This is a genomic window from Cobetia sp. 10Alg 146 (assembly GCF_029846385.1).
GTDB classification, from domain to species: Bacteria; Pseudomonadota; Gammaproteobacteria; order Pseudomonadales; family Halomonadaceae; genus Cobetia; species Cobetia marina.
In genome coordinates, this window is the sequence record NZ_JARWKT010000007.1 from 1 (window position 1) to 19,357 (window position 19,357).

Sequence of the window (19,357 nt, forward strand, 5' to 3'; positions counted from 1 at the left end):
CACCTGCAAACCTCTTTCACCGCTGGTAACGCCATGCGTCCCCGGCAGCGGATGCATACTTTACGCATTCACCGGCCTGGCTTCAAGGCCTTGTGGATAAAAGATTCATCCACATGCCCTCCAGAACGACTCCCCTTCTGACCCCGTGACAAGACTGGCCACCTTGCAGCCGCCTCGGCGCGGCTGATCTTGTCAGGCGACGCACGCTTCGCGCTCTGAGGAATGTGCCATGGCCGCAGCCATCACGAGGTCTCGCCCCGCTGCCATCTCGCATACGCTGCCCACGATGATCAGGCAGGGTGTCGGCAGCGGGCGTTCTGCCAGACGAGCCACCATGTCACCCAGGGTGCCGTGCAAGGCCTGCTGCTCGGGGAGGCTCGCATTGGCCACCAGCATCATCGGCCAGTCTGACGGCAGACCATGGCGCTGCAGCTCATCACAGATGGTGTCGAGGCGATTCAGCCCCATATAGAAGAGCAACGTTTCATCCCGGCGTGCCAGCTGCTGCCATTCGGGCTGGTCATTCCGACTGCACAGCTGGGCGGTCACGAATCGCAGCCGCTGAGCATGAGCCCTGTCGGTGAGCGGCATGCCCAGCGAAGCTGCCGCACCGGCGGCCGCGGTGATGCCGGGAACGACATGACGGGTGATGCCAGCCTCATCAAGTGCCGCCAGCTCTTCTCCCATGCGACCGAAGATACCGGGATCCCCGCCCTTGAGCCTGACCACACGCATACCCTCCTTGGCCAGACGCACCATCAGCGCGCCGATCTCGTCCTGGGGTACGCTGTGATTGCCGCAGGCCTTGCCGACGTAATAGCGCTCACAGTGCATCGGGAGCTGAGCCAGAATCTCGTCACCGACCAGGCGATCATAGACCACGGCATCCGCTGCATTGAGCATTCTCCAGGCCTTGAGCGTCATCAGATCCGGATCCCCCGGGCCGGCTCCGACCAACGCGACCTGCCCCGGAAGAAGCCCGTCCCAGGCAGGCGTGATGGCCCCGGCATCAGCCCGTGATGGTGCCTGTCCGCCAATGGCACGCCACTCGCGACGCGACAGCAAGCCTTCCGTCAGCCGTGCCATGGAGATGCCGAGGGTTGCTGAATTGATGCTCGATGCCATCAGATCACGCCATTTCCAACGAATCAGTCCGCTCATCGGATCGCTCCTCTTCCACAAGACGTTTGAGTTCAGGCAGGCAGGAGCCACAGCGAGTGCCGCAGGCCAATCGCGCCCCCAATGCTTCCACGCAACGGTCACCCGACTGGATAGCCTGCCGAATCGTGAGTTCGCCGACCTGATGGCAGGCGCATACCATCGTCCCGACATCCGCCTGACCAGAGAGGCGTCCGGCGAGGAGACTGCGACGCTCAAGTGCAGAAAGCTGGTCAGAGGCGAAACATTCCCCCAGCCAGGCAATGTTGGGCTGTCGGTCGGAGCGTGCCGCGCCAGCGGTGACCTTCAACCACCAGATCAGCCGTCCCTCACGAAAACCTGCGGCACTGATGCCTCCCTGTGCCACATCCTGTGCCCAGAGCCCCGCCTGAACACTCAGATGCCTTTCACACCAGAGCGCCCAATCCGGCTGCCCTTCCCCTGCCAGCTGATAGCGCACCAATGTCGCCTGCGGGATGCGCGCCCAATAGCATCCCTCGAGCTCTGTCATCGCGCCTGCAAGATCTTCATGCCCACCCCATACGCCAGGGGCGATCAGCAAGGTGGCCTGCCATTCACAGGGCAATGGCATGACATCGACCGCGCCATGCTTGGATTCCGGCTGACCGGAGAAAGGATCGACCAGGCCGGCCAGCAACGCCCCGGCGCGCCCGTGACTGGCGAAGTGATCATTCCAGTGCATGGGGATGAACACCTCACCCTGACGCTGGCCATGACTGATACGCACACGCGCACGATAGTCGCCACGCACGCTCCCCTGCTCATCACGCCCTGCAAGCTGCGCCAGAGCCCCCTCCTGCAGGCCGCGAGCCGCGGCATCCTGCGGGTGAAGCTCCACGAAGGGTTCGGCGCGATGATTCATCAGGCGCGCGCTGCGCGCAGTCCGTGTCATGGTGTGCCACTGATCACGAATGCGACCGGTATTGAGGCGCAGCGGTGTCGCATCACTCAGCGCCTGATGCGGCAATTGCGGGGTCACGGGCACCAGCCGTGCGCGACCATTGGGCGTATTGAAGGTGGCATCCTCGAACAGCCGCAATGTGCCGATGAGCTCCCCCTTCTCACCACGCCGTACCGGCCATTGAATCGGTCTGAGCGCGTCATAGCCCTCGCGATCCAGCTCGGCCAGCGGCGCGATGTTGAACAGCCGCCTGATCGAGGAAGCCGCCAGAGGCTTGCTGCCCGCCTTGTGACGTGGCGCGACGTTGCGGAAGCCGGACAGTCTGGCGTGCTCACGGAAGATCGCGTGGGGCCCCGAGTAGCCAAATGCCGCCTGGTACCCCATGCGCTTGCCGACCTCCGCCAGCTGCCACCAGTCGTGACGTGCCTCGCCCGGCGGTGCGAGCAATCCACGCTGACGCGAGATGCAGCGCTCGGAATTGGTGACGGTGCCATCCTTCTCGCTCCAGCTGCTGGCCGGCAACACCACATCGGCATACGCCAGGGTGTCGCTGTCCGCCATGCACTCGGAGACGATCACCAGCGGACAGGCCGCCAGCGCCGCACGTACGCGCGTACTGTCCGGCAGACTGACCGCCGGATTGGTCGCCATGATCCATAGCGCCTGTATCTCTCCACGCTCGATCGCCGCGAACAGTTCGACCGCCTTGTGCCCCGGCCCCTGAGGGATATTCGGGGCGTTCCAGAATTCACCGACCAGCTCCCGCGCGCCCGGCGTCTCGTAGTCCATGTGTGCCGCCAGCTGATTGGCCAGTCCACCGACTTCCCGGCCGCCCATCGCGTTGGGCTGTCCGGTGATCGAGAACGGTCCCGCCCCCGGCAGCCCGAGCTTGCCCCCGGCCAGATGGCAATTGATGATCGCATTGCCCTTGTCGGTACCGCTGGTCGATTGGTTCACACCCTGGGAGAACAGCGTCACCACATGCAACTGGGTCGCGAACCAGTAATAGAAAGTCTCGAGACGCTCCACATCGACATCACAGTCACGCGCGATTGCCCCCAGCGAGCAGTCTTCCCGCCTTGCCGCCTTGAGCGCCGCATCGAAGCCCTGGGTGTGCGCCTTCAGATAGAGGCGATCCAGGCGTCCGCGATCTGCCATGTAGGCCAGCAGACCATTGAAGAGACGCGCATCACTGCCGGGACGCAGGCCAAGATAGAGATCGGCTATCTCGCAGCTGTCGGTCACCCGGGGGTCGATCACCACGATTCGCAGCAGTGGATTGTCGATACGCGCCTGCTTGAGCCGCTGAAACAGCACCGGATGGTTCCAGGCCAGATTGCTGCCGACCAGCACGACCAGCTCGGCACGCTCGAGGTCCTCATAACTGCAGGGCACGGCGTCCGCTCCGAAGGCACGCTTGTGAGCCACGACGGCCGAGGCCATGCACAGTCGCGAATTGGTATCCAGATGAGGAGTACCGATGAAGCCCTTGAACAGCTTGTTGGCGACGTAATAGTCCTCGGTCAGCAGCTGCCCCGAGAGATAGGCGGCGATGCTTTCTCCGCCATGCGTCCTGCTCAGATCAGCAAAGCGTGCGGCGATCAGGTCCAGCGCCGTCTCCCAGCTCACCTCTCGCAATACCCCGGCCTCATCACGCACCTGCGGCATCGTCAGACGCCCATCGGCCGACAGCGTCTCGGCAAGCGCGGAGCCCTTGACGCAGAGCCGGCCATGATTGGCCGGATGCGCGACATCACCACTCAACGACACGATGCGCACACTGTCCTGGTCCTGCTCAAGCTCGACCGCCACACCACATCCGACACCGCAATACGGGCAGGTGGTGGTGGCACGACATCTAGCAGGTTGCGGGGCGTCTGGGGGATTCCTGACTTGCATCGACATCACTCCCTGGTGCATTGAGCACAGAACGTTGACCACGAAAAAGGCGCCTGACGACCGAGCACGAAGCGTGCGGTCATCAGGCGCCTTTGCCTGTTGCTGATATCTGTTCACTGACTAGGTATCTGACCCGGTTCGGGTCATCGCGCGGACTGACTGATCAAGCCGCCATTGGCCGGATGTAATGCCCGACGTCATTGCTGACGCGAACATGGATCCCTCAGTCATGTCTGCACATGAATGCGGTAAAAGAGGCAGATACCAGACCAATCATTTCTCTTTCTCTTTGATAACAGCAACTTGCACCATTCATCCTCACCAGTCTGTCGACAGGAGCCGCAAGACCCTGCCGCTCACTCCGCCTTGTCGCACCAGCCCTGTGCATCCTTGAGACTTCCTGCACCATTCCCTCACGACAGGCGGCTCCCATGGCGCCTCAAGCCACTCGAAAACACCTGACCCTCGACATCGAAATACTCACAAACCAATGAAAGTTGGTGGTTTTTCCTCAGGCGGCACCAAATTCGCTGTATTCCTGACAGGTTGGGTCAATGACGACCCCGAATCGCAGGTCTCGCCGCGCATCCATGCGGATGCACGGCAGCCAACGGTCCGTCAGACCTGCCGCAGTCCCGAGTGACAGCCGTATCGTCGCGCAGCACTGCAACTCGCTATCCAATGCTTAGCCCTCATCTTCCAGGCAAAGGCGCCTGCTTGACGTCGTGAACTTCACGGCGGCAAGCAGGCGCTTTTTTTTTGCACTCGATATCCCATCGCAAGGAGGCAGCATGCATCCGTCATCTTCCACCGGCGACACGACCCCGTCCCTGATCATCATCGGTCATGGCATGGCGGCGCAGAAGCTGCTGGAGCAACTGGTCGCGCTGTCACCTGATCGCCAGCTCCCCTGGACAGTCACGGTGATCGGTGAAGAGCCTCACCTGCCCTACAACCGCATTCAGCTCTCCCCACTATTGGCGGGCGAGACGCAAGCCGATGACCTGATCAGCCAGCAGGCCGACTGGTTCTCGCTGCATGGCATCACACGGATCAGCGGTGATCCCGCCTGTCAGATCGACCGCGCCGCCCGCTGTGTCGAGACCGCCAGCGGTCGCCGCATTCCCTATCAGCGTCTGGTGATCGCCACGGGGTCACGCCCGGCGCTGCCACTGCCGCTCCCCGCTCACCTGCCTCAGGCACTGGATGCCAATGACTGGCCACCGGGACTGATGGGCTTTCGTGACCTCAGGGATGTCGAGCAGATGCAGGCCGCCTGTCGCACCGGAGCCGGTCACGACGGCAATGCCCTGGTGATCGGCGGCGGCCTGCTGGGGCTCGAGGCCGCCGAGGGCCTGCGCAAGGGTGGCCTTGAGGTGACGCTACTACAGCGCAGCGAGCGCCTGATGAACCGTCAGCTGGATGACGTGGCCGCTGGCTTGCTGGAGCAGGAGCTGAGCGAGCGCGGCCTCGAGATCATCACCGACGCGCATCTTGAGCAATGGCTCGAGACGCCGGCGGGCCGCATCACTGGCGTGCGTCTCAAGGATGGCCGTGAACTGCACGCCGGACTGACCATCGCCGCCACTGGCATCCGCCCCGAGATCACGCTTGCGCGTGCTGCCGGCCTGGCCTGCCAGCGCGCTGTCCAGGTCGATGGCCACCTGCTCACGAGCGATCCGCACATTCACGCGCTGGGCGAATGCTGTGAGGTGGAGGGCGAGACCTTCGGTCTGATCGAGCCCATCTGGGCACAGATCGAGGTGCTCGCACGCCATCTTCTTGAGCAAGCGACCCCGCCCTATCGCAATGCCCCCCTGGCGACGCGTCTCAAGGTCAGCGGTATCGACCTCTACAGCTGCGGCGAGCTGATGCCACATCCCACTGACGAGGTGCTGGTCTATCAGGACCACGCCCTGGGTGACTACCGCCGCCTGCTGCTGCGCGATGAGCGTCTGGTCGGGGTGGTGCTCTACGGCGATGTCAGTGCCGGCAACGCGCTGTTCGAAGCCCTCAAGGCAGGCACGCCACTGACAGCGATTCGTGACGACCTGCTGCTCATGCCCGCACAAGCGCTGGCACAACTGGACGAGACACCCTCTGGCCCACCGAATGACCCCGGCGGCAGAGCGACCCACCAGAACACTGCATCTCAACATCCTGATCGCGACACCACCCCTGACACCTTCGAGGAGGCCGCATGAAACACCTGATCATCATCGGCAATGGCATGGTAGGCCATCATTGCGTCGAGCAGCTGATCGCGCTGGGCGCCACCGCGCACTACCAGATTCATGTCTTCGGCGAAGAGCGCCACATCGCCTACGACCGCGTACATCTCTCGGAGTACTTCACCGGACGCGATGCCGATTCTCTCGCGCTCGGCAGCGTGGAGGATTACGCCAGCGCCGGTATCACGCTGCACCTCGACGAGTGCGTCACGGCGATCGATCGCGACGGCGGCCATGTCATCACTCCCCAAGGGCGCTATCCCTACGACAGCCTGGTGCTGGCCACCGGCTCCACGCCTTTCGTGCCGCCCATCCAGGGCCTTGGCGAGCCAGGCAGCGAGGCTGCCGCCAGCAATCGGCTGGTCTACCGCACCCTGGAAGACCTCGACCAGATACGCGCCGCTGCCGACGGCAAGACACGAGGCGTGGTGGTCGGTGGCGGCCTGCTGGGACTTGAGGCCGCCAACGCCCTCAAGTCACTCGGCCTGGAGGCGCATGTGGTCGAATTCGCGCCACGCCTGATGCCGGTGCAGCTGGATGAGGATGGCGGCCTGGCACTCAAGCAACACATCACTGCGCTGGGCGTGGGAGTGCACCTCAATCGCGCCACCACCGACATCGTGCCCGGCGAGGAGTACCAGTGGCGGATGAATTTCTCCGACGGTGAGCATCTGGAAGCGGATCTGATCGTGTTTTCCGCCGGCATCCGTCCTCAGGATGCACTGGCACGCAGCGCCAGCCTCGAGATCGGCGAGCGCGGCGGCATCATCATCGATGACGAATGCCGCACCTCGGACCCGGAAATCTTTGCCATCGGCGAGTGCGCCCTGTGGCAATCGCGCATCTTCGGGCTGGTCGCGCCCGGCTATCAGATGGCACGCGGCGTGGCGTCCCTGCTGGCCGCCAGCACAGGCGATGCCACAAGCGATGCGCAGGAGCGCTTCCGCTTCCAGGGCGCCGACATGTCCACCAAGCTCAAGCTGCTGGGGGTGGATGTCGGCTCCATCGGTGACGCCCACGGCAAGAGCGAAGGCGCGATCAGCTATCGTTACTGTGACGAGGCCGACGGCGTCTATCGACGCCTTGTCGTCTCGCAGGACCGCAAGCAGGTACTGGGCGCGGTGCTGATCGGTGACAACTCGCGCTACGACACCCTGCTGCAGTACGTCACCAATGGCATCGCGGCGCCCAAGGACCCGGCGGCACTGATCCTGCCGGATGCCAGTGGCGAGTCCATCACCCTGGGCGCGGATGCCCTGCCTGACAGCGCCACCCTGTGCTCCTGCCACAACGTTTCCAAGGGGGATGTGTGCAGCGCCATCGACGCCGGCAACAGCGATCTGGGCGCCATCAAGGCCTGCACCAAGGCCAGTACCGGCTGCGGGGGCTGTGCGGCGCTGCTCAAGAAGGTGGTGGATGCCGAGCTGGAAAGTCGTGGCGTCGAGGTCGATCGCTCGCTGTGCGAGCACTTCGCGCATACCCGTCAGGAGCTCTACTCGCTGGTGCGCGTCGAAGGCATCCAGACCTTCGCCGAGCTGATGGCCAGCCACGGTCGCCATCCCGATGCCCTGGGCTGCGAGGTCTGCAAGCCCGCGGTGGGCTCGATTCTGGCCTCGTGCTGGAATGCGCCGATCACCGAGGCCTCGCACATTCCGCTGCAGGACACCAATGACACCTTCATGGCCAACATGCAGAAGAACGGCACCTACTCCGTGGTGCCACGCATTCCCGGCGGCGAGATCACGCCGGACAAGCTGATCGCCATCGGCGAGATCGGCAAGCGCTACAACCTCTATACCAAGATCACCGGCGGGCAACGCATCGACCTCTTCGGCGCCCAGCTGCATGAACTGCCGGATATCTGGGGTGAATTGATCGCCGCCGGCTTCGAGACCGGCCACGCCTACGGCAAGTCCACCCGTACGGTGAAATCCTGCATCGGCAGCACCTGGTGTCGCTATGGCGTGCAGGACAGCATGGCGATGGCGCTGACGCTGGAAGACCGCTACAAGGGCCTGCGTTCACCGCACAAGCTCAAGTTCGCCGTCTCCGGCTGTACCCGCGAATGCGCCGAGGCCCAGAGCAAGGATGTCGGCGTGATCGCCACCGAGAACGGCTGGAACCTCTACGTCTGCGGCAACGGCGGCATGCGCCCGCGTCACGCGGAGCTGTTCGCGACCGATCTGGATGACGAGACACTAATCCGCACCATCGACCGCTTCCTGATGTTCTACATTCGCACCGCCGATCGCCTGCAGCGCACCTCCGTCTGGCGCGAGGGCCTCGAAGGCGGGCTCGACTATCTGAAGGAGGTGATTCTCGAGGACAGTCTGGGGCTTGGCGAGACCCTCGAGGAGCAGATGCAACAGGTGGTGGACCGCTACGAGTGCGAATGGGCCAATGCCCTCAAGAGTCCCGAGAAGCTCAAGCGCTTCCGCCACTACGTGAATGACCAGCGACCCGACCCGGCCGTGGTCAACATCATCGAGCGTGACCAGATACGCCCGGCAAGCCGCGGCGAGCTGATCACCAGTGACGGCGGCTCTCTCGATGAGGGAACGGACTCAGGCATCAGCCTGGCAACAGAACTGACGGCCAACCTGGCCACGGAGGTGCGCTCATGACATCGCCTGCACTCGCTTCCACACCGCTCTCCACAGCGTGCCACACGGCACAGGACACGGCACCTGACACCTCAACCAAGGAGGAGTCGCCACTTCGCTGGGTGACACTCTGTCAGCGCGGGGACCTGGTGCCGGGCTCCGGGGTGGCCGCCTGGCTGGAACAGGCCGGCCAGGACTTCCAGATCGCGCTGTTCACGCTACCCTCCAGCGCGGACAGCGACGCCCTCACGCTGTTCGCCATCGACCATCATGATCCGGTATCCGGCGCCAACGTGATCGCCCGCGGTCTGCTGGGCGATCATGCCGGTGAGCCACTGGTGATCTCGCCGCTCTACAAGCAGCGCTATCGACTCAAGGATGGCCAATGCCTGGATGACGAGACGCTCTCGCTTCAGGTGTGGCCGGTTCGCCTCGAGGGGGATGCCGTGCAGATACAGTGCTAGCGGACAGGCCGATGCCTGAAAAGCACATAAGCTATTGATGACGTACGGATATGCTCGAAAAATGGCACATATTTGGTGCACAACCATGCTGCAACGCACCATGATCCGCCCGGCAATGCGCACGCCTCGACTCGCCTGACCGCCACCTGGCAGGCATCTGGCGAAGAGAAAACACTCAAGCTATTGATTTTGAATGACTTGCTAGAAAGCTGGCGCCAGGTATGCAATCTATAAAGCGAGATGGCAAATGGCGGCTATCTCGCATGGCGTGCTCATTGCTGAGTCGAGGATCCGGGACCGGCGTATCCCCCTCGATATACAATGGCATTTAAGTCCACCCACTTGGGTGGACTTTTTTTATGCCTGAAGTCATCGGCAAGCCATTGATTTTCTTTGCTTAAGAGCAAGACGCGCCACCCGCACCTTCTTGCTGACCTCGCTTCTCATCCCCACCCTCGCCGCTCATTTTTCTTCCCGCTGCTGACGACGCGCGATCCAGCGTTGGCATTCCCCGATGATGCCGCTGCGGAAGCTGAGCACGCAGACCACGAAGATGGCGCCCAGTATCACGCTGACCCAATCCCCCAGCGCGGACTGCGCCAGCTGATGCTGAAGCCCGATGACCAGCCCGGAACCCACCAGCGGCCCGAGCAGCGTGCCGACACCGCCCAGCAGTGTCATCAGGATCACCTCCCCCGACATGTGCCAGCTGGCATCGCCCAGCGAGGCGAGCTGGAACACCAGCGTCTTGGTCGCTCCCGCAAGGCCCGCCAGCCCCGCCGACAGCACGAAGGCGACCAGCTTGTAGGCATCGGTGTGATAGCCCAGCGAGATGGCACGCGGCTCGTTCTCGCGAATCGCCTTCAGCACCTGACCGAAGGGGGAATGCACCACACGGCGGATCAGGGCAAAGGCCGCCACGAAGATCGCGAACACGACGTAATAGAGCGTGTGGTTGTCCGCCAGATCGAACACGCCGAACAGCTCACCGCGCGGCACGCCATGCAGGCCATCTTCCCCATGGGTGAACGGCGCCTGGATGAAGAAGAAGAACATCATCTGTGCCAGGGCCAGCGTGATCATCGCGAAGTAGATGCCCTGCCGCCGAATGGCCAGCGCGCCGAACAGCGTGCCGAGCACCACGGCCCCCAAGGTGCCGGCCACGATGCCCAGCGCGGGACTCAGGCCCGGATACTCCGCGAGCAGAAAGCCGGTGATGTAGGCACCCGTGGCCAGGAAGGCGGCATGCCCGAAGGACAGTAGCCCCACGAAGCCGAGCAGCAGATTGAAGGCGCTCGCGAACAGCGCGAAGCACAGAATCTTCATCAGAAAGACGGGATAGGCGACCCAGGGCGCCAGCAACCCGAGCAGGAACAGCACGAGATACAGCACGCCCAGCGGGGTGATTCTGCGCGGCGCGCTGCCTGCACGCGCGGCCTGGTGGTCCTGTTGCAGTACGGCCATGTCAGGCCTCCTTTCCGAACAGCCCGGCGGGGCGAAGCATCAAGACCATCACCATCACCACGAAGATCACGGTATTGGCGGCCTCGGGATAGAACACCTTGGTCAGCCCCTCGATCAGCCCCATCGCGAGCCCGGTGAGGATGGCACCGAGAATCGAGCCCATCCCACCGATGACCACCACCGCGAACACCACGATCAGCAGGCTCGAGCCCATGGTCGGCGAGACGGGATACAAGGGCGCGGCCAGCACGCCGGCGAAGGCGGCAAGCGCCACGCCGAGTCCGTAGGTCAGTGACACCATCAAGGGCACATTGATGCCGAAGGCCTGCACCAGCTCAGGATTCTCGGTTCCCGCGCGCAGATAGGCACCGAGACGCGTGCGCTCGATCAGGAACCAGACTCCGAAGCAGACCACCAGTGCCGCCACCAGCACCCAGGCGCGATAGGTGGGCAGGAACATGAAGCTCAGCTTGAAGCCGCCACTCAGCGCCTCGGGAATCGGGTAGCTCGACCCCGAGACACCGAACAGATTCACCAGCGTGCCCTCGAGGATCAGCGCCAGCCCGAAGGTCAGCAGCAGGCCATAGAGGTGATCAAGATGCTGGATGCGGCGCAGCAGGAAGCGCTCGACAACAATGCCCAGCGCCCCCACCACCAGCGGCACCACGATCAGCGCCGCCCAGTAATTGAGCCCCAGATACTGCGCCCCCAGCAGCGCCGCGAAGGCCCCCAGCATGTACTGGGCACCATGCGCGAAGTTGATGATGCGCAACAGACCGAAGATCACCGCCAGCCCCAGACTCAGCAATGCATAGAAGGCACCATTGATCAGCCCCAGCATCAGCTGGCCGAACAGTACCATCAGGGGTATTCCAAGAATCATCGTCATCCGCTCAGTCCTTTTCAGCGCCCACTTGCGTCAGCCGTTCGGCGCTGCCGATCCCGTGATCAGCAGCGCCATGCAACGCGTTTCGCGGCTCGACTGACGTTCGCCTTCAGCCCTTGACCAGCTCGCACTGGCTGTCCGCCAGCGGTCGGTAGGCCTCAGCGCCGGGAATGGTGCGGATCACGTCATAGACGTCCCACTCGCCTTGGGACTCGGCGGGCGTCTTGACCTTGACCAGGTACATGTCGTGCACCATGCGCCCATCGGCACGAATGGTGCCGTTGTTGGCGAACATGTCATTGACCGGCGTCTCGCCCATCTTCGCCCGCACGGTGGCGGTGTCATCACTGCCGGTGGCTGCCACCGCATTCAGGTAATGCAGGGTGCTTGAGTAGATGCCGGCCTGGACCATGGTCGGCATGCGCGCATTGCGCTCGTGATAGCGCTGGGACCAGGCACGCGTCTCGTCATTGAGGTCCCAGTACCAGCCGGTGGTGAGCTGCAGCCCCTGCGCGACCTCAAGCCCCAGCGCGTGCACGTCGTTGAGGAAGATCAACAGCCCCGCCAGCGACTGCCCCGACTGCACCACGCCGAACTGACTCGCCGTGGTCAACGCATTGACGGTGTCCGCCCCGGCGTTGGCCAGCCCGACGATCTTGGCGCCGGAACCCTGCGCCTGCAGGATGTAGGAGGAGAAATCACTGGTCGGGAACGGATGACGCACCTTGCCGACGATGCTCCCGCCGTTCTCGGTCACCACCTTTTCCACATCTCCTTCCAGGGCATGACCGAAGGCGTAATCCGCAGTCAGCAGGAACCAGCTGTCGCCGCCTTCATCGACGATGGCCTTGGCCGTGCCATGCGCCAGCGGATAAGTGTCATACACCCAGTGGACATGATTGGGCGTGCAATGCTCATTGGTGATGCTGGAGGCCGCCGAGCCGGAGACGATTCCCAGCATGTCCTGTTCGGCGAGAATCCGCGTCACCGCGATGCTCACCGATGAGGCCACCAGGCCTGCGACCATGTCGACATTCTGCTGATCGATCCAGCCGCGCACCGTATTGGCACCGACATCGGCGCTGTTGCGGTCATCGGCACTCAATACCTCGATCGGCATGCCGTTGACGCTGCCGCCGAAGTCCTCGACCGCCATCTTGAGCGCATCCAGGCCGCCCGGGCCTGCCAGGTCACGATAGGTACCCGACATGTCGGCCAGATAGCCGATCTTGATCACGCCGTCACTGATATCGGCCTGCGCGATTCCCGCCGACAGCAGTGACCCCATCATGAGCGCGGACAGCGGCCACAGGCGCCGGCGTGTGGCCGCCGTGATGCGGCGTGACAACGGTGATGCGACAGGGGTGGCGTTGGATGAAACGGTGGCGTGCATGACATCTCCAGACCGGTTTACCCGGCAATATTGTGATTGTTGTGGTGAGACGTACGGACTTCAGATTGGCGAATGCAACGGCGGTGCATGGCGGCAAGCCCGGTGCAGCTCACCCCGACCGGGAGTTCAGACCCCCAGTACCTTGTGCAGATATTCGTGGCGTGCCGGCAGCTCAGCGGCGGTGATCTCCTCAAGAATGGTGCCGTGCTCCATCAGGTAATGGCGGTCGGCCAGCGGTGCGGCAAAGCGGAAATTCTGCTCGACCAGCACGATGGTCATGCCGCGCGCCTTCAGCAGCATCAGCACCTCACCCAGCTTCTGATTGATGACCGGCGCGAGACCCTCGGTGATCTCATCCAGCAACAGCAGGTCGGCCCCGGTTCTCAGGATGCGCGCCAGCGCCAGCATCTGCTGCTCGCCACCGGAGAGGCGCGTGCCCTGGCTGTTGCGCCGCTCATGCAGATTGGGAAACAGCGCGTAGAGCTCATCCAGCGACATGCCCTGATTCTGATTCTGACCCTGACCTTGGCTCTGACCCTGGCCATGCCCTGCGCCCTTGACCATCGGTGGCAACAGCAGGTTTTCCTCGACGCTCAGACTCGAGAAGATGCCACGCTCCTCGGGGCAGTAGCCCACACCGAGATGGGCGATGTGATGCGGGGCCAGCTTCATGGTGTCGCGACCCTTGAGAAAGATCCCGCCACTGCGCTGGCCGACCATGTTCATGATCGCGCGCAGCGTGCTGCTGCGGCCGGCACCATTGCGACCCAGCAAGGTCACCAGCTCGCCGCGCCGCACCGTCATGTTGACGCCATGCAGCACATGGGACTCGCCATACCAGGCGTTCAGCTCGCGCAGGCAGAGCTGCTCTTGCGGCGTGGCGGAGTCACTCGCAGGGGGCTGACGCTTGGCCGGGCTTTCCAGAATCTGGGTCATGAAACTTCCTCGCGCTGATCCGCTGTGACATCGGTCACCTCGCTGCCCAGATACGCCTCGCGCACCTCGGGGTCGGCCGATACGCTGGCGTAGTCACCTTCCGCCAGCACGCGTCCGCGCGCCAGCACACTGATGCGGTCACACAGACGACTGACCACGCTCAGGTTGTGCTCGACCATCAGCACCGTGCGCCCACGTGCCGCGACGCGAATCAGCTCGACCACACGGTCTACATCCTCGGCGCCCATGCCCTGGGTCGGCTCATCCAGCAGCATCACCGTCGGCTCCAGTGCCAGCGTGGTGGCGAGCTCCAGCGCACGCTTGCGGCCATAGGGCAGACTGGCCGTCACTCGGTTGGCGTCCTCGTGCAGCCCCACCTCTTCCAGCAGATGCAGCGCCTGCTCATTGAGGCTGTCGAGGCTGCGCTCGGACTTCCAGAAGTGAAACGAGGTGCCCTGTGAGCGCTGCAGTGCCACCCGCACATTCTCGAGTACCGTCATCTGCGCGAAGACTGCGGATATCTGGAAGGAACGCACCAGCCCGAGACGCGCGATCTCATGCGAGCGCATGCGGGTGATCGACTTGCCACGATAGAGAATCTCGCCACGGGTCGCGGGCAGGAACCGGGTCAGCAGGTTGAAGACCGTGGTCTTGCCTGCGCCATTCGGTCCGATGAGTGCATGGATGTGGCCTTCCTGAATCTGCAGATCGACATCATCGACGGCGGTGAAGCCACGAAAATCCTTGCTCAGGCCACGTGTCTCGAGAATGGGCGCCGTGGCAGAGGCACCTCCACTGGCGCGCGGTCCCTGAATGGGAGGTGATGGCATGTCGGGTCTCCGTCCCTGTCCGGCAAGCCGGCAGTGTCTGTGGCGACAAGGCTGAGTGAAGAGGCGCTGACGCCGCCCGACAGGGGCGTTGCACTCAGCGCAATTAACGTTAACGTAAACTAGAACACTGCCACTCACGCTGCCAGCCTCATCCCACGTCACTCGACCAATAGCCGATATATCAGTTTCTGCTTGATCATCGACAGGCGCGAAATATCGGGCATGGCGATGCCAGCGGCAGGTGATTGCCGCCAGGGCACGCGCAAGGGGACGATTCCTTGCCAGATATCAGGCGTCGGGTGGTGACGGTCGGTGAAAGAGACGCACAAAAAAGACGCCATCCCGGTCACGGAAATCCGTGCCGAGAGGCGTCAATGAGGGTTGCCGAGCACATGATCTCTGGCCGGAGACCATGCGTTAGCCTCCGAAGATGGCAAGACTTCAGAAGAGAAAAGAGAGCGTCGGAACAGGGAGCCGCATCAGCACTCGATGGCGTTGACGGCGAGCCCGCCCTTGGAGGTTTCCTTGTACTTGTCCTGCATGTCGCGGCCGGTGTCGCGCATGGTACGGATCGCCTTGTCCAGCGAGACGAAATGATCCCCATCGCCACACATCGCCATCTGGGCGGCGTTGATCGCCTTGACCGAGGCAATCGCATTGCGCTCGATGCAGGGAATCTGCACCAGGCCGCCGATCGGGTCACAGGTCAGCCCCAGATTGTGCTCGAGACCGATTTCCGCGGCGTTCTCGACCTGCTCCGGCGTCGCGCCCATCAGCTCGGCAAGGCCGGCCGCCGCCATCGCGCAGGCGGAGCCCACCTCGCCCTGACAGCCGACTTCCGCCCCGGAGATGGACGCGTTCTTCTTGCACAGGATGCCCACCGAGGCCGCCGTGAGCAGGAAATCGACCACATCCTCCTCGCGAGCATCTTCCTGGAATTTCATGTAATAGCTGAGCACCGCCGGAATGATGCCCGCCGCGCCATTGGTCGGCGCGGTGACCATGCGCCCACCAGCGGCATTCTCTTCATTGACCGCCAGCGCGAACAGGTTGACCCAATCCATCGCCGAGAAGGTCGAGGTAATGATCGACTTGCTGGACTCCACATCCAGAAGGCGCGCGTGCAGCCGCTTGGCACGCCGCTTGACGTTGAGCCCGCCGGGCAGAATGCCCTCATGGCTGAGGCCGTTGTCGATGCATTCATTCATCACCTCCCAGATGCGCCACAGACCGCGACGCACCTGAGCTTCGCTGCGCAACGAGCACTCATTGGCCATCATCAGCTCACTGATGCGCATCTTGTGCATGCGACACAGCGCCAGCAGCTCATTGGCGGTATTGAACTCATAGGGAAGGCGCAGGGTTTCGTCTTCCAGCAACGGATCACGCGCCGCTTCCACCTCATCGACCACGAAGCCGCCGCCTACCGAGTAGTAGACATTGCGGTACAGCTCCTCACGGTAGCCATGCGCCACCAGACGCATGGCATTCGGGTGATAGGGCAAGGGCTCGTCGTGCCACTGCATGTCGCGCACCCACACGAAGGGCACCGCGATGCGGTTGTCGAGCAGCAGCGTCTGGGATTCCAGCAGCTCCTCGACGCAGGGCTCGATGATGGTCGGGTCGATGGTCTCGGGCAGCTCGCCCATCAACCCGAGGATGGCAGCCTTGTCGGTGCCATGCCCGACACCGGTCGCGGACAGCGAGCCATGCAGCTGCACCTCGATGCGCGCCACACGCTCGAGCAGATCCCTTGCGCGCAGCGTTTCCACGAATTGTGCGGCAGCGCGCATCGGGCCCACGGTATGCGAGCTGGACGGACCGACACCGACCTTGAAGAGATCAAATACGCTGATGGACATGACGACACCTCATCTCGAGTTCCCGCCGAGCCAGTGGCCGTGCGAGTGAATGACGCCATGATGAGGGAGGGGGACCACAGTCACAAACCATAAAAATTGCCCATGGCTTTAGTTTTACTAAACCATACGAGACAAAAACGGCGTAGACTGTGTCATAAGCGTCATCCCTGTTCAGTCAGCATCCATCTGTCGTCTCTTGCCAGCACGAGTTCCAGCATGCCCAAGCCCTCCGACTCGCCACTCGCCACGCCTCACCCCATCAGCCCACGCCATCTCAATGGCCAGACCCACGCCTGGCTTCAGGTATTCGCCTGCGCGGCGCGCCACGCCTCCTTCACGCGTGCCGCCGAGGAACTGCATGTCACCACGGGTGCAGTCAGCCAGCAGATCAAGCAACTGGAGGAGCGGCTGGGCTTCAAGCTGTTTCTACGCCGTTCACGCGGGCTGGAACTGACGGGGGAAGGTGCGCGTCTGGCACGCGTGGTGGAGCAGTCCTACGGCGCAGTGGGGCTGGAGGTCAAGCGGCTGCGCAGCGGCCTGATGAGCGGCGTGCTGCGCTTGCGCTCGGTGCCGTCTTTCCTCTCGAAATGGCTGGCACCACGCCTGCCCCGCCTGCAGGCACGCTTCCCGGACATCGAGCTGCACGTACGTGCCGAGGACAGTGACTCACCCTTGCGCGAGGGGGATTTCGAGCTGGCGGTCGACCTCAACGATGGCCACTACCCCGGCATGCAGGTCACGGAGCTGATGGAAGAAGAGATCTTCCCCGTCTGCCACCCCGGCCTGATGCGCGGCCGCCCCCCACTGCGCAATGCTCAGGATCTCGCCTGGTACCCCCTCCTGCATGACGTTACTGCGTGGCGCGGCAGCCACGACCATGCCGAATGGGAATTCTACCTGGCGAGCATCGGCGCACCGGAGGTCAACGTTCAGCGTGGCTATACCTTCAATCGCAATCATCTCTCGATGGAAGCGGCCATCGCCGGCATGGGCGTCGCCATGGCAAGACGCACCCTGATCACCCATGAACTGAACAGCGGCATCCTGATTGCCCCGTTCGCGGAGCGCGTGCTGACCGGCAAGCGTTACGTCATCGTCCATCCCCACGGCACTCTGGACGATGGCCGTATCCAGGCCGTGCATGACTGGATCGTCGAAGAGGCCGAGCGCGACCGACTGAGACAGGGATGAGTGATTGATGACGCGACATCGATGCTCAAATGGCACCTCACAGTTTTCTTAAGGCAATATTAACCCGCCACCTTTGCATCGTTATAATGAGCAGGCAAACGACACCCTCACCCTGACAGGCAGTCCATGGACTGTCCGGAGAGTCCCTTGTCTCGCCTGACCTCACAGACACGACACCACCATACCGTCCCGCTGCCCATCAGCGCCGAACAGCCTCTTTATGGTCGCAAGCCGACCTCGCTGTTCATGCAGGCCTGCCTGCGCCTGGCCATCTATGCCCCCGTGGTGGCAGCGATGATGTCGCTGGTAATGCATGATGCCCATCACTTCGGCGATGTCGGCTTCAGCGAAGCCAGCTGGACGGAACACATGCAGAGCACCCTGCTGGCGCTGAGTGCCGCCACCATGTGGCTGGTACATTCACGCCTGCCGGATCTGCGCACCGTCAGCCTGCTGCTGTTCGGCCTGTTCGCAGCGTCATTGATCCGTGAACAGGACGCCATGCTCGATGGCATGCTCGGTGATGGCAGCTGGCAGATCCTGGTCAGCGTGGTCGCGATTCCGGTCATCATCGGCGTATGGCGCCATCGCACCCGCTTCGTGGCCGAGTTCGAACACTTCGGTCGCAGCTTCGCCTTCGGATTGTTTGGCGCCGGCTTCCTGGCCACCTATGTCTTCTCGCGCCTCTATGGTCGCTCGGAGTTCTGGGAAACCCTGATGGGCAGCGCCTACCTGCGCTCGGTCAAGAATGCTGCCGAGGAAGTCACCGAACTGTTCGGCTACACCTTGATGGCGATCGCCGTGGCCGAAATCGTGCTGCTGGCCATTCGCATGGGTCGCCAGCGCCGTGCCCGACTGCGCGAACTCGACGCCGCACTCTGACGCACATCGCTCGAGTCCCTCTCCAGCGCCGCTGGAACCCCGAGAATCCCGCACGTTCGTGATACCGAAGAAGCCGCTGCTCACCATGAGCCGCGGCTTTTTTTTCGGCCCTTGCCCGGCACCATCCCTCCGTCCGGGGATGAGAATGCCTGGACATCAAATGAGAATGATTATATTTTACTAAGCAGTGGATATCCTACAACTATCACCACTGCTCAGGAAAGACACCGACAAGACCCCGACCGTGTCATGCCCTCACCTTCAAGGAGCCTCACATGCGCTGGTTCAACAGCTACCGCCTGCACGGTCATAGTCTTGCCCCCCGCCTCCCGCAGCACAGTCTGGTCATCAGCATGCGCTGGCCTGGACACTGGCCCTTGGCACCGGGTACCACCATCGTGGTGGAACACCCGACGCTGGGACGGCTGATCAAGCATGTAGATCGCATCGACCACCACGGCCGCCTCTGGCTGTACGGAGAGCACCCCGATGGCTTGAGCAGTGAGCAGATGGGCCCGGTGTCCCGCCAGTGCGTCAAGGGACGCGTCATCTTCAGCGTGGCCGCGACCTCATCCTCGCATCAGCTGGGGCATGGAGCCTGACGGCACCACCACTCAGCGCATCGCAAGACGATCA

14 protein-coding genes are annotated in these 19,357 nt (G+C 63.0%); 6 read left to right on the top strand and 8 right to left on the bottom strand.

The window, feature by feature from the left end; all coding sequences use genetic code 11:
- Nucleotides 1-192: 192 nt before the first annotated feature.
- Both cobA and QD172_RS12815 read right to left on the bottom strand, forming a co-directional pair.
- A complete protein-coding gene (cobA, locus tag QD172_RS12810; protein ID WP_279855946.1) occupies nucleotides 193-1,161 on the bottom strand; it encodes a uroporphyrinogen-III C-methyltransferase in 969 nt (322 codons plus the stop codon).
- Nucleotides 1,130-3,979, bottom strand: a complete 2,850-nt coding sequence (locus tag QD172_RS12815; protein WP_279855948.1) for a nitrate reductase — start codon at nucleotides 3,977-3,979, stop codon at nucleotides 1,130-1,132. Before QD172_RS12815 ends, cobA begins: the two co-directional genes overlap by 32 nt.
- Before the next feature lie 791 nt (nucleotides 3,980-4,770).
- Between QD172_RS12815 and QD172_RS12820 the strand changes: the two genes are divergently transcribed.
- Genes QD172_RS12820 through nirD form a run of 3 tightly spaced genes read left to right on the top strand, consistent with a single transcriptional unit; the run spans nucleotide 4,771 to nucleotide 9,277 of the window.
- Entirely contained in the window at nucleotides 4,771-6,183 is a 1,413-nt protein-coding gene (locus tag QD172_RS12820; RefSeq protein WP_279855950.1) for an FAD-dependent oxidoreductase, read from the top strand.
- Nucleotides 6,180-8,834 (top strand): nitrite reductase large subunit NirB, encoded by a 2,655-nt coding sequence (gene nirB, locus QD172_RS12825; RefSeq protein ID WP_077378147.1) that lies wholly within the window; start codon nucleotides 6,180-6,182, stop codon nucleotides 8,832-8,834. The genes QD172_RS12820 and nirB overlap by 4 nt, the downstream gene beginning before the upstream one ends.
- Nucleotides 8,831-9,277, top strand: coding sequence for a nitrite reductase small subunit NirD (gene nirD / locus QD172_RS12830; RefSeq protein ID WP_077378144.1), 447 nt, complete (start codon nucleotides 8,831-8,833; stop codon nucleotides 9,275-9,277). Before nirB ends, nirD begins: the two co-directional genes overlap by 4 nt.
- Before the next feature lie 462 nt (nucleotides 9,278-9,739).
- Here nirD and QD172_RS12835 read toward each other — a convergent pair whose 3' ends face one another.
- The 6 genes from QD172_RS12835 to QD172_RS12860 all read right to left on the bottom strand — a co-directional run bounded on the left by QD172_RS12835 (nucleotide 9,740) and on the right by QD172_RS12860 (nucleotide 16,648).
- Nucleotides 9,740-10,741: a branched-chain amino acid ABC transporter permease gene (locus QD172_RS12835; RefSeq protein WP_136939562.1), complete on the bottom strand. Its 1,002-nt coding sequence runs from the start codon at nucleotides 10,739-10,741 to the stop codon at nucleotides 9,740-9,742.
- 1 nt (nucleotide 10,742) lies between these two features.
- On the bottom strand, nucleotides 10,743-11,630 hold the full coding sequence (locus QD172_RS12840) for a branched-chain amino acid ABC transporter permease (protein WP_084207870.1): 888 nt from the start codon (nucleotides 11,628-11,630) through the stop codon (nucleotides 10,743-10,745).
- A gap of 106 nt (nucleotides 11,631-11,736) precedes the next feature.
- The gene (locus QD172_RS12845; protein WP_279856009.1) at nucleotides 11,737-12,918 is read right to left on the bottom strand and encodes an ABC transporter substrate-binding protein; all 1,182 of its coding nucleotides are present in this window, start codon (nucleotides 12,916-12,918) and stop codon (nucleotides 11,737-11,739) included.
- 228 nt (nucleotides 12,919-13,146) lie between these two features.
- Nucleotides 13,147-13,956: an ABC transporter ATP-binding protein gene (locus QD172_RS12850; RefSeq protein ID WP_279855956.1), complete on the bottom strand. Its 810-nt coding sequence runs from the start codon at nucleotides 13,954-13,956 to the stop codon at nucleotides 13,147-13,149.
- Nucleotides 13,953-14,786 (bottom strand): ABC transporter ATP-binding protein, encoded by an 834-nt coding sequence (locus tag QD172_RS12855; RefSeq protein WP_279855957.1) that lies wholly within the window; start codon nucleotides 14,784-14,786, stop codon nucleotides 13,953-13,955. The genes QD172_RS12850 and QD172_RS12855 overlap by 4 nt, the downstream gene beginning before the upstream one ends.
- Nucleotides 14,787-15,265: 479 nt before the next feature.
- Nucleotides 15,266-16,648, bottom strand: a complete 1,383-nt coding sequence (locus QD172_RS12860) for an L-serine ammonia-lyase (RefSeq protein WP_077378125.1) — start codon at nucleotides 16,646-16,648, stop codon at nucleotides 15,266-15,268.
- A gap of 216 nt (nucleotides 16,649-16,864) precedes the next feature.
- On the opposite strand from QD172_RS12860, the gene QD172_RS12865 reads away from it, so the two are divergent.
- The 3 genes from QD172_RS12865 (at nucleotide 16,865) to QD172_RS12875 (ending at nucleotide 19,323) form a co-directional block, all read left to right on the top strand.
- Nucleotides 16,865-17,839: a LysR substrate-binding domain-containing protein gene (locus tag QD172_RS12865; RefSeq protein ID WP_077378122.1), complete on the top strand. Its 975-nt coding sequence runs from the start codon at nucleotides 16,865-16,867 to the stop codon at nucleotides 17,837-17,839.
- Between the two features lie 147 nt (nucleotides 17,840-17,986).
- Nucleotides 17,987-18,721, top strand: a complete 735-nt coding sequence (locus tag QD172_RS12870) for a hypothetical protein (RefSeq protein ID WP_103751455.1) — start codon at nucleotides 17,987-17,989, stop codon at nucleotides 18,719-18,721.
- 275 nt (nucleotides 18,722-18,996) lie between these two features.
- Nucleotides 18,997-19,323 (top strand): S24/S26 family peptidase, encoded by a 327-nt coding sequence (locus QD172_RS12875; RefSeq protein WP_077378119.1) that lies wholly within the window; start codon nucleotides 18,997-18,999, stop codon nucleotides 19,321-19,323.
- The last annotated feature ends 34 nt before the right edge of the window (nucleotides 19,324-19,357 follow it).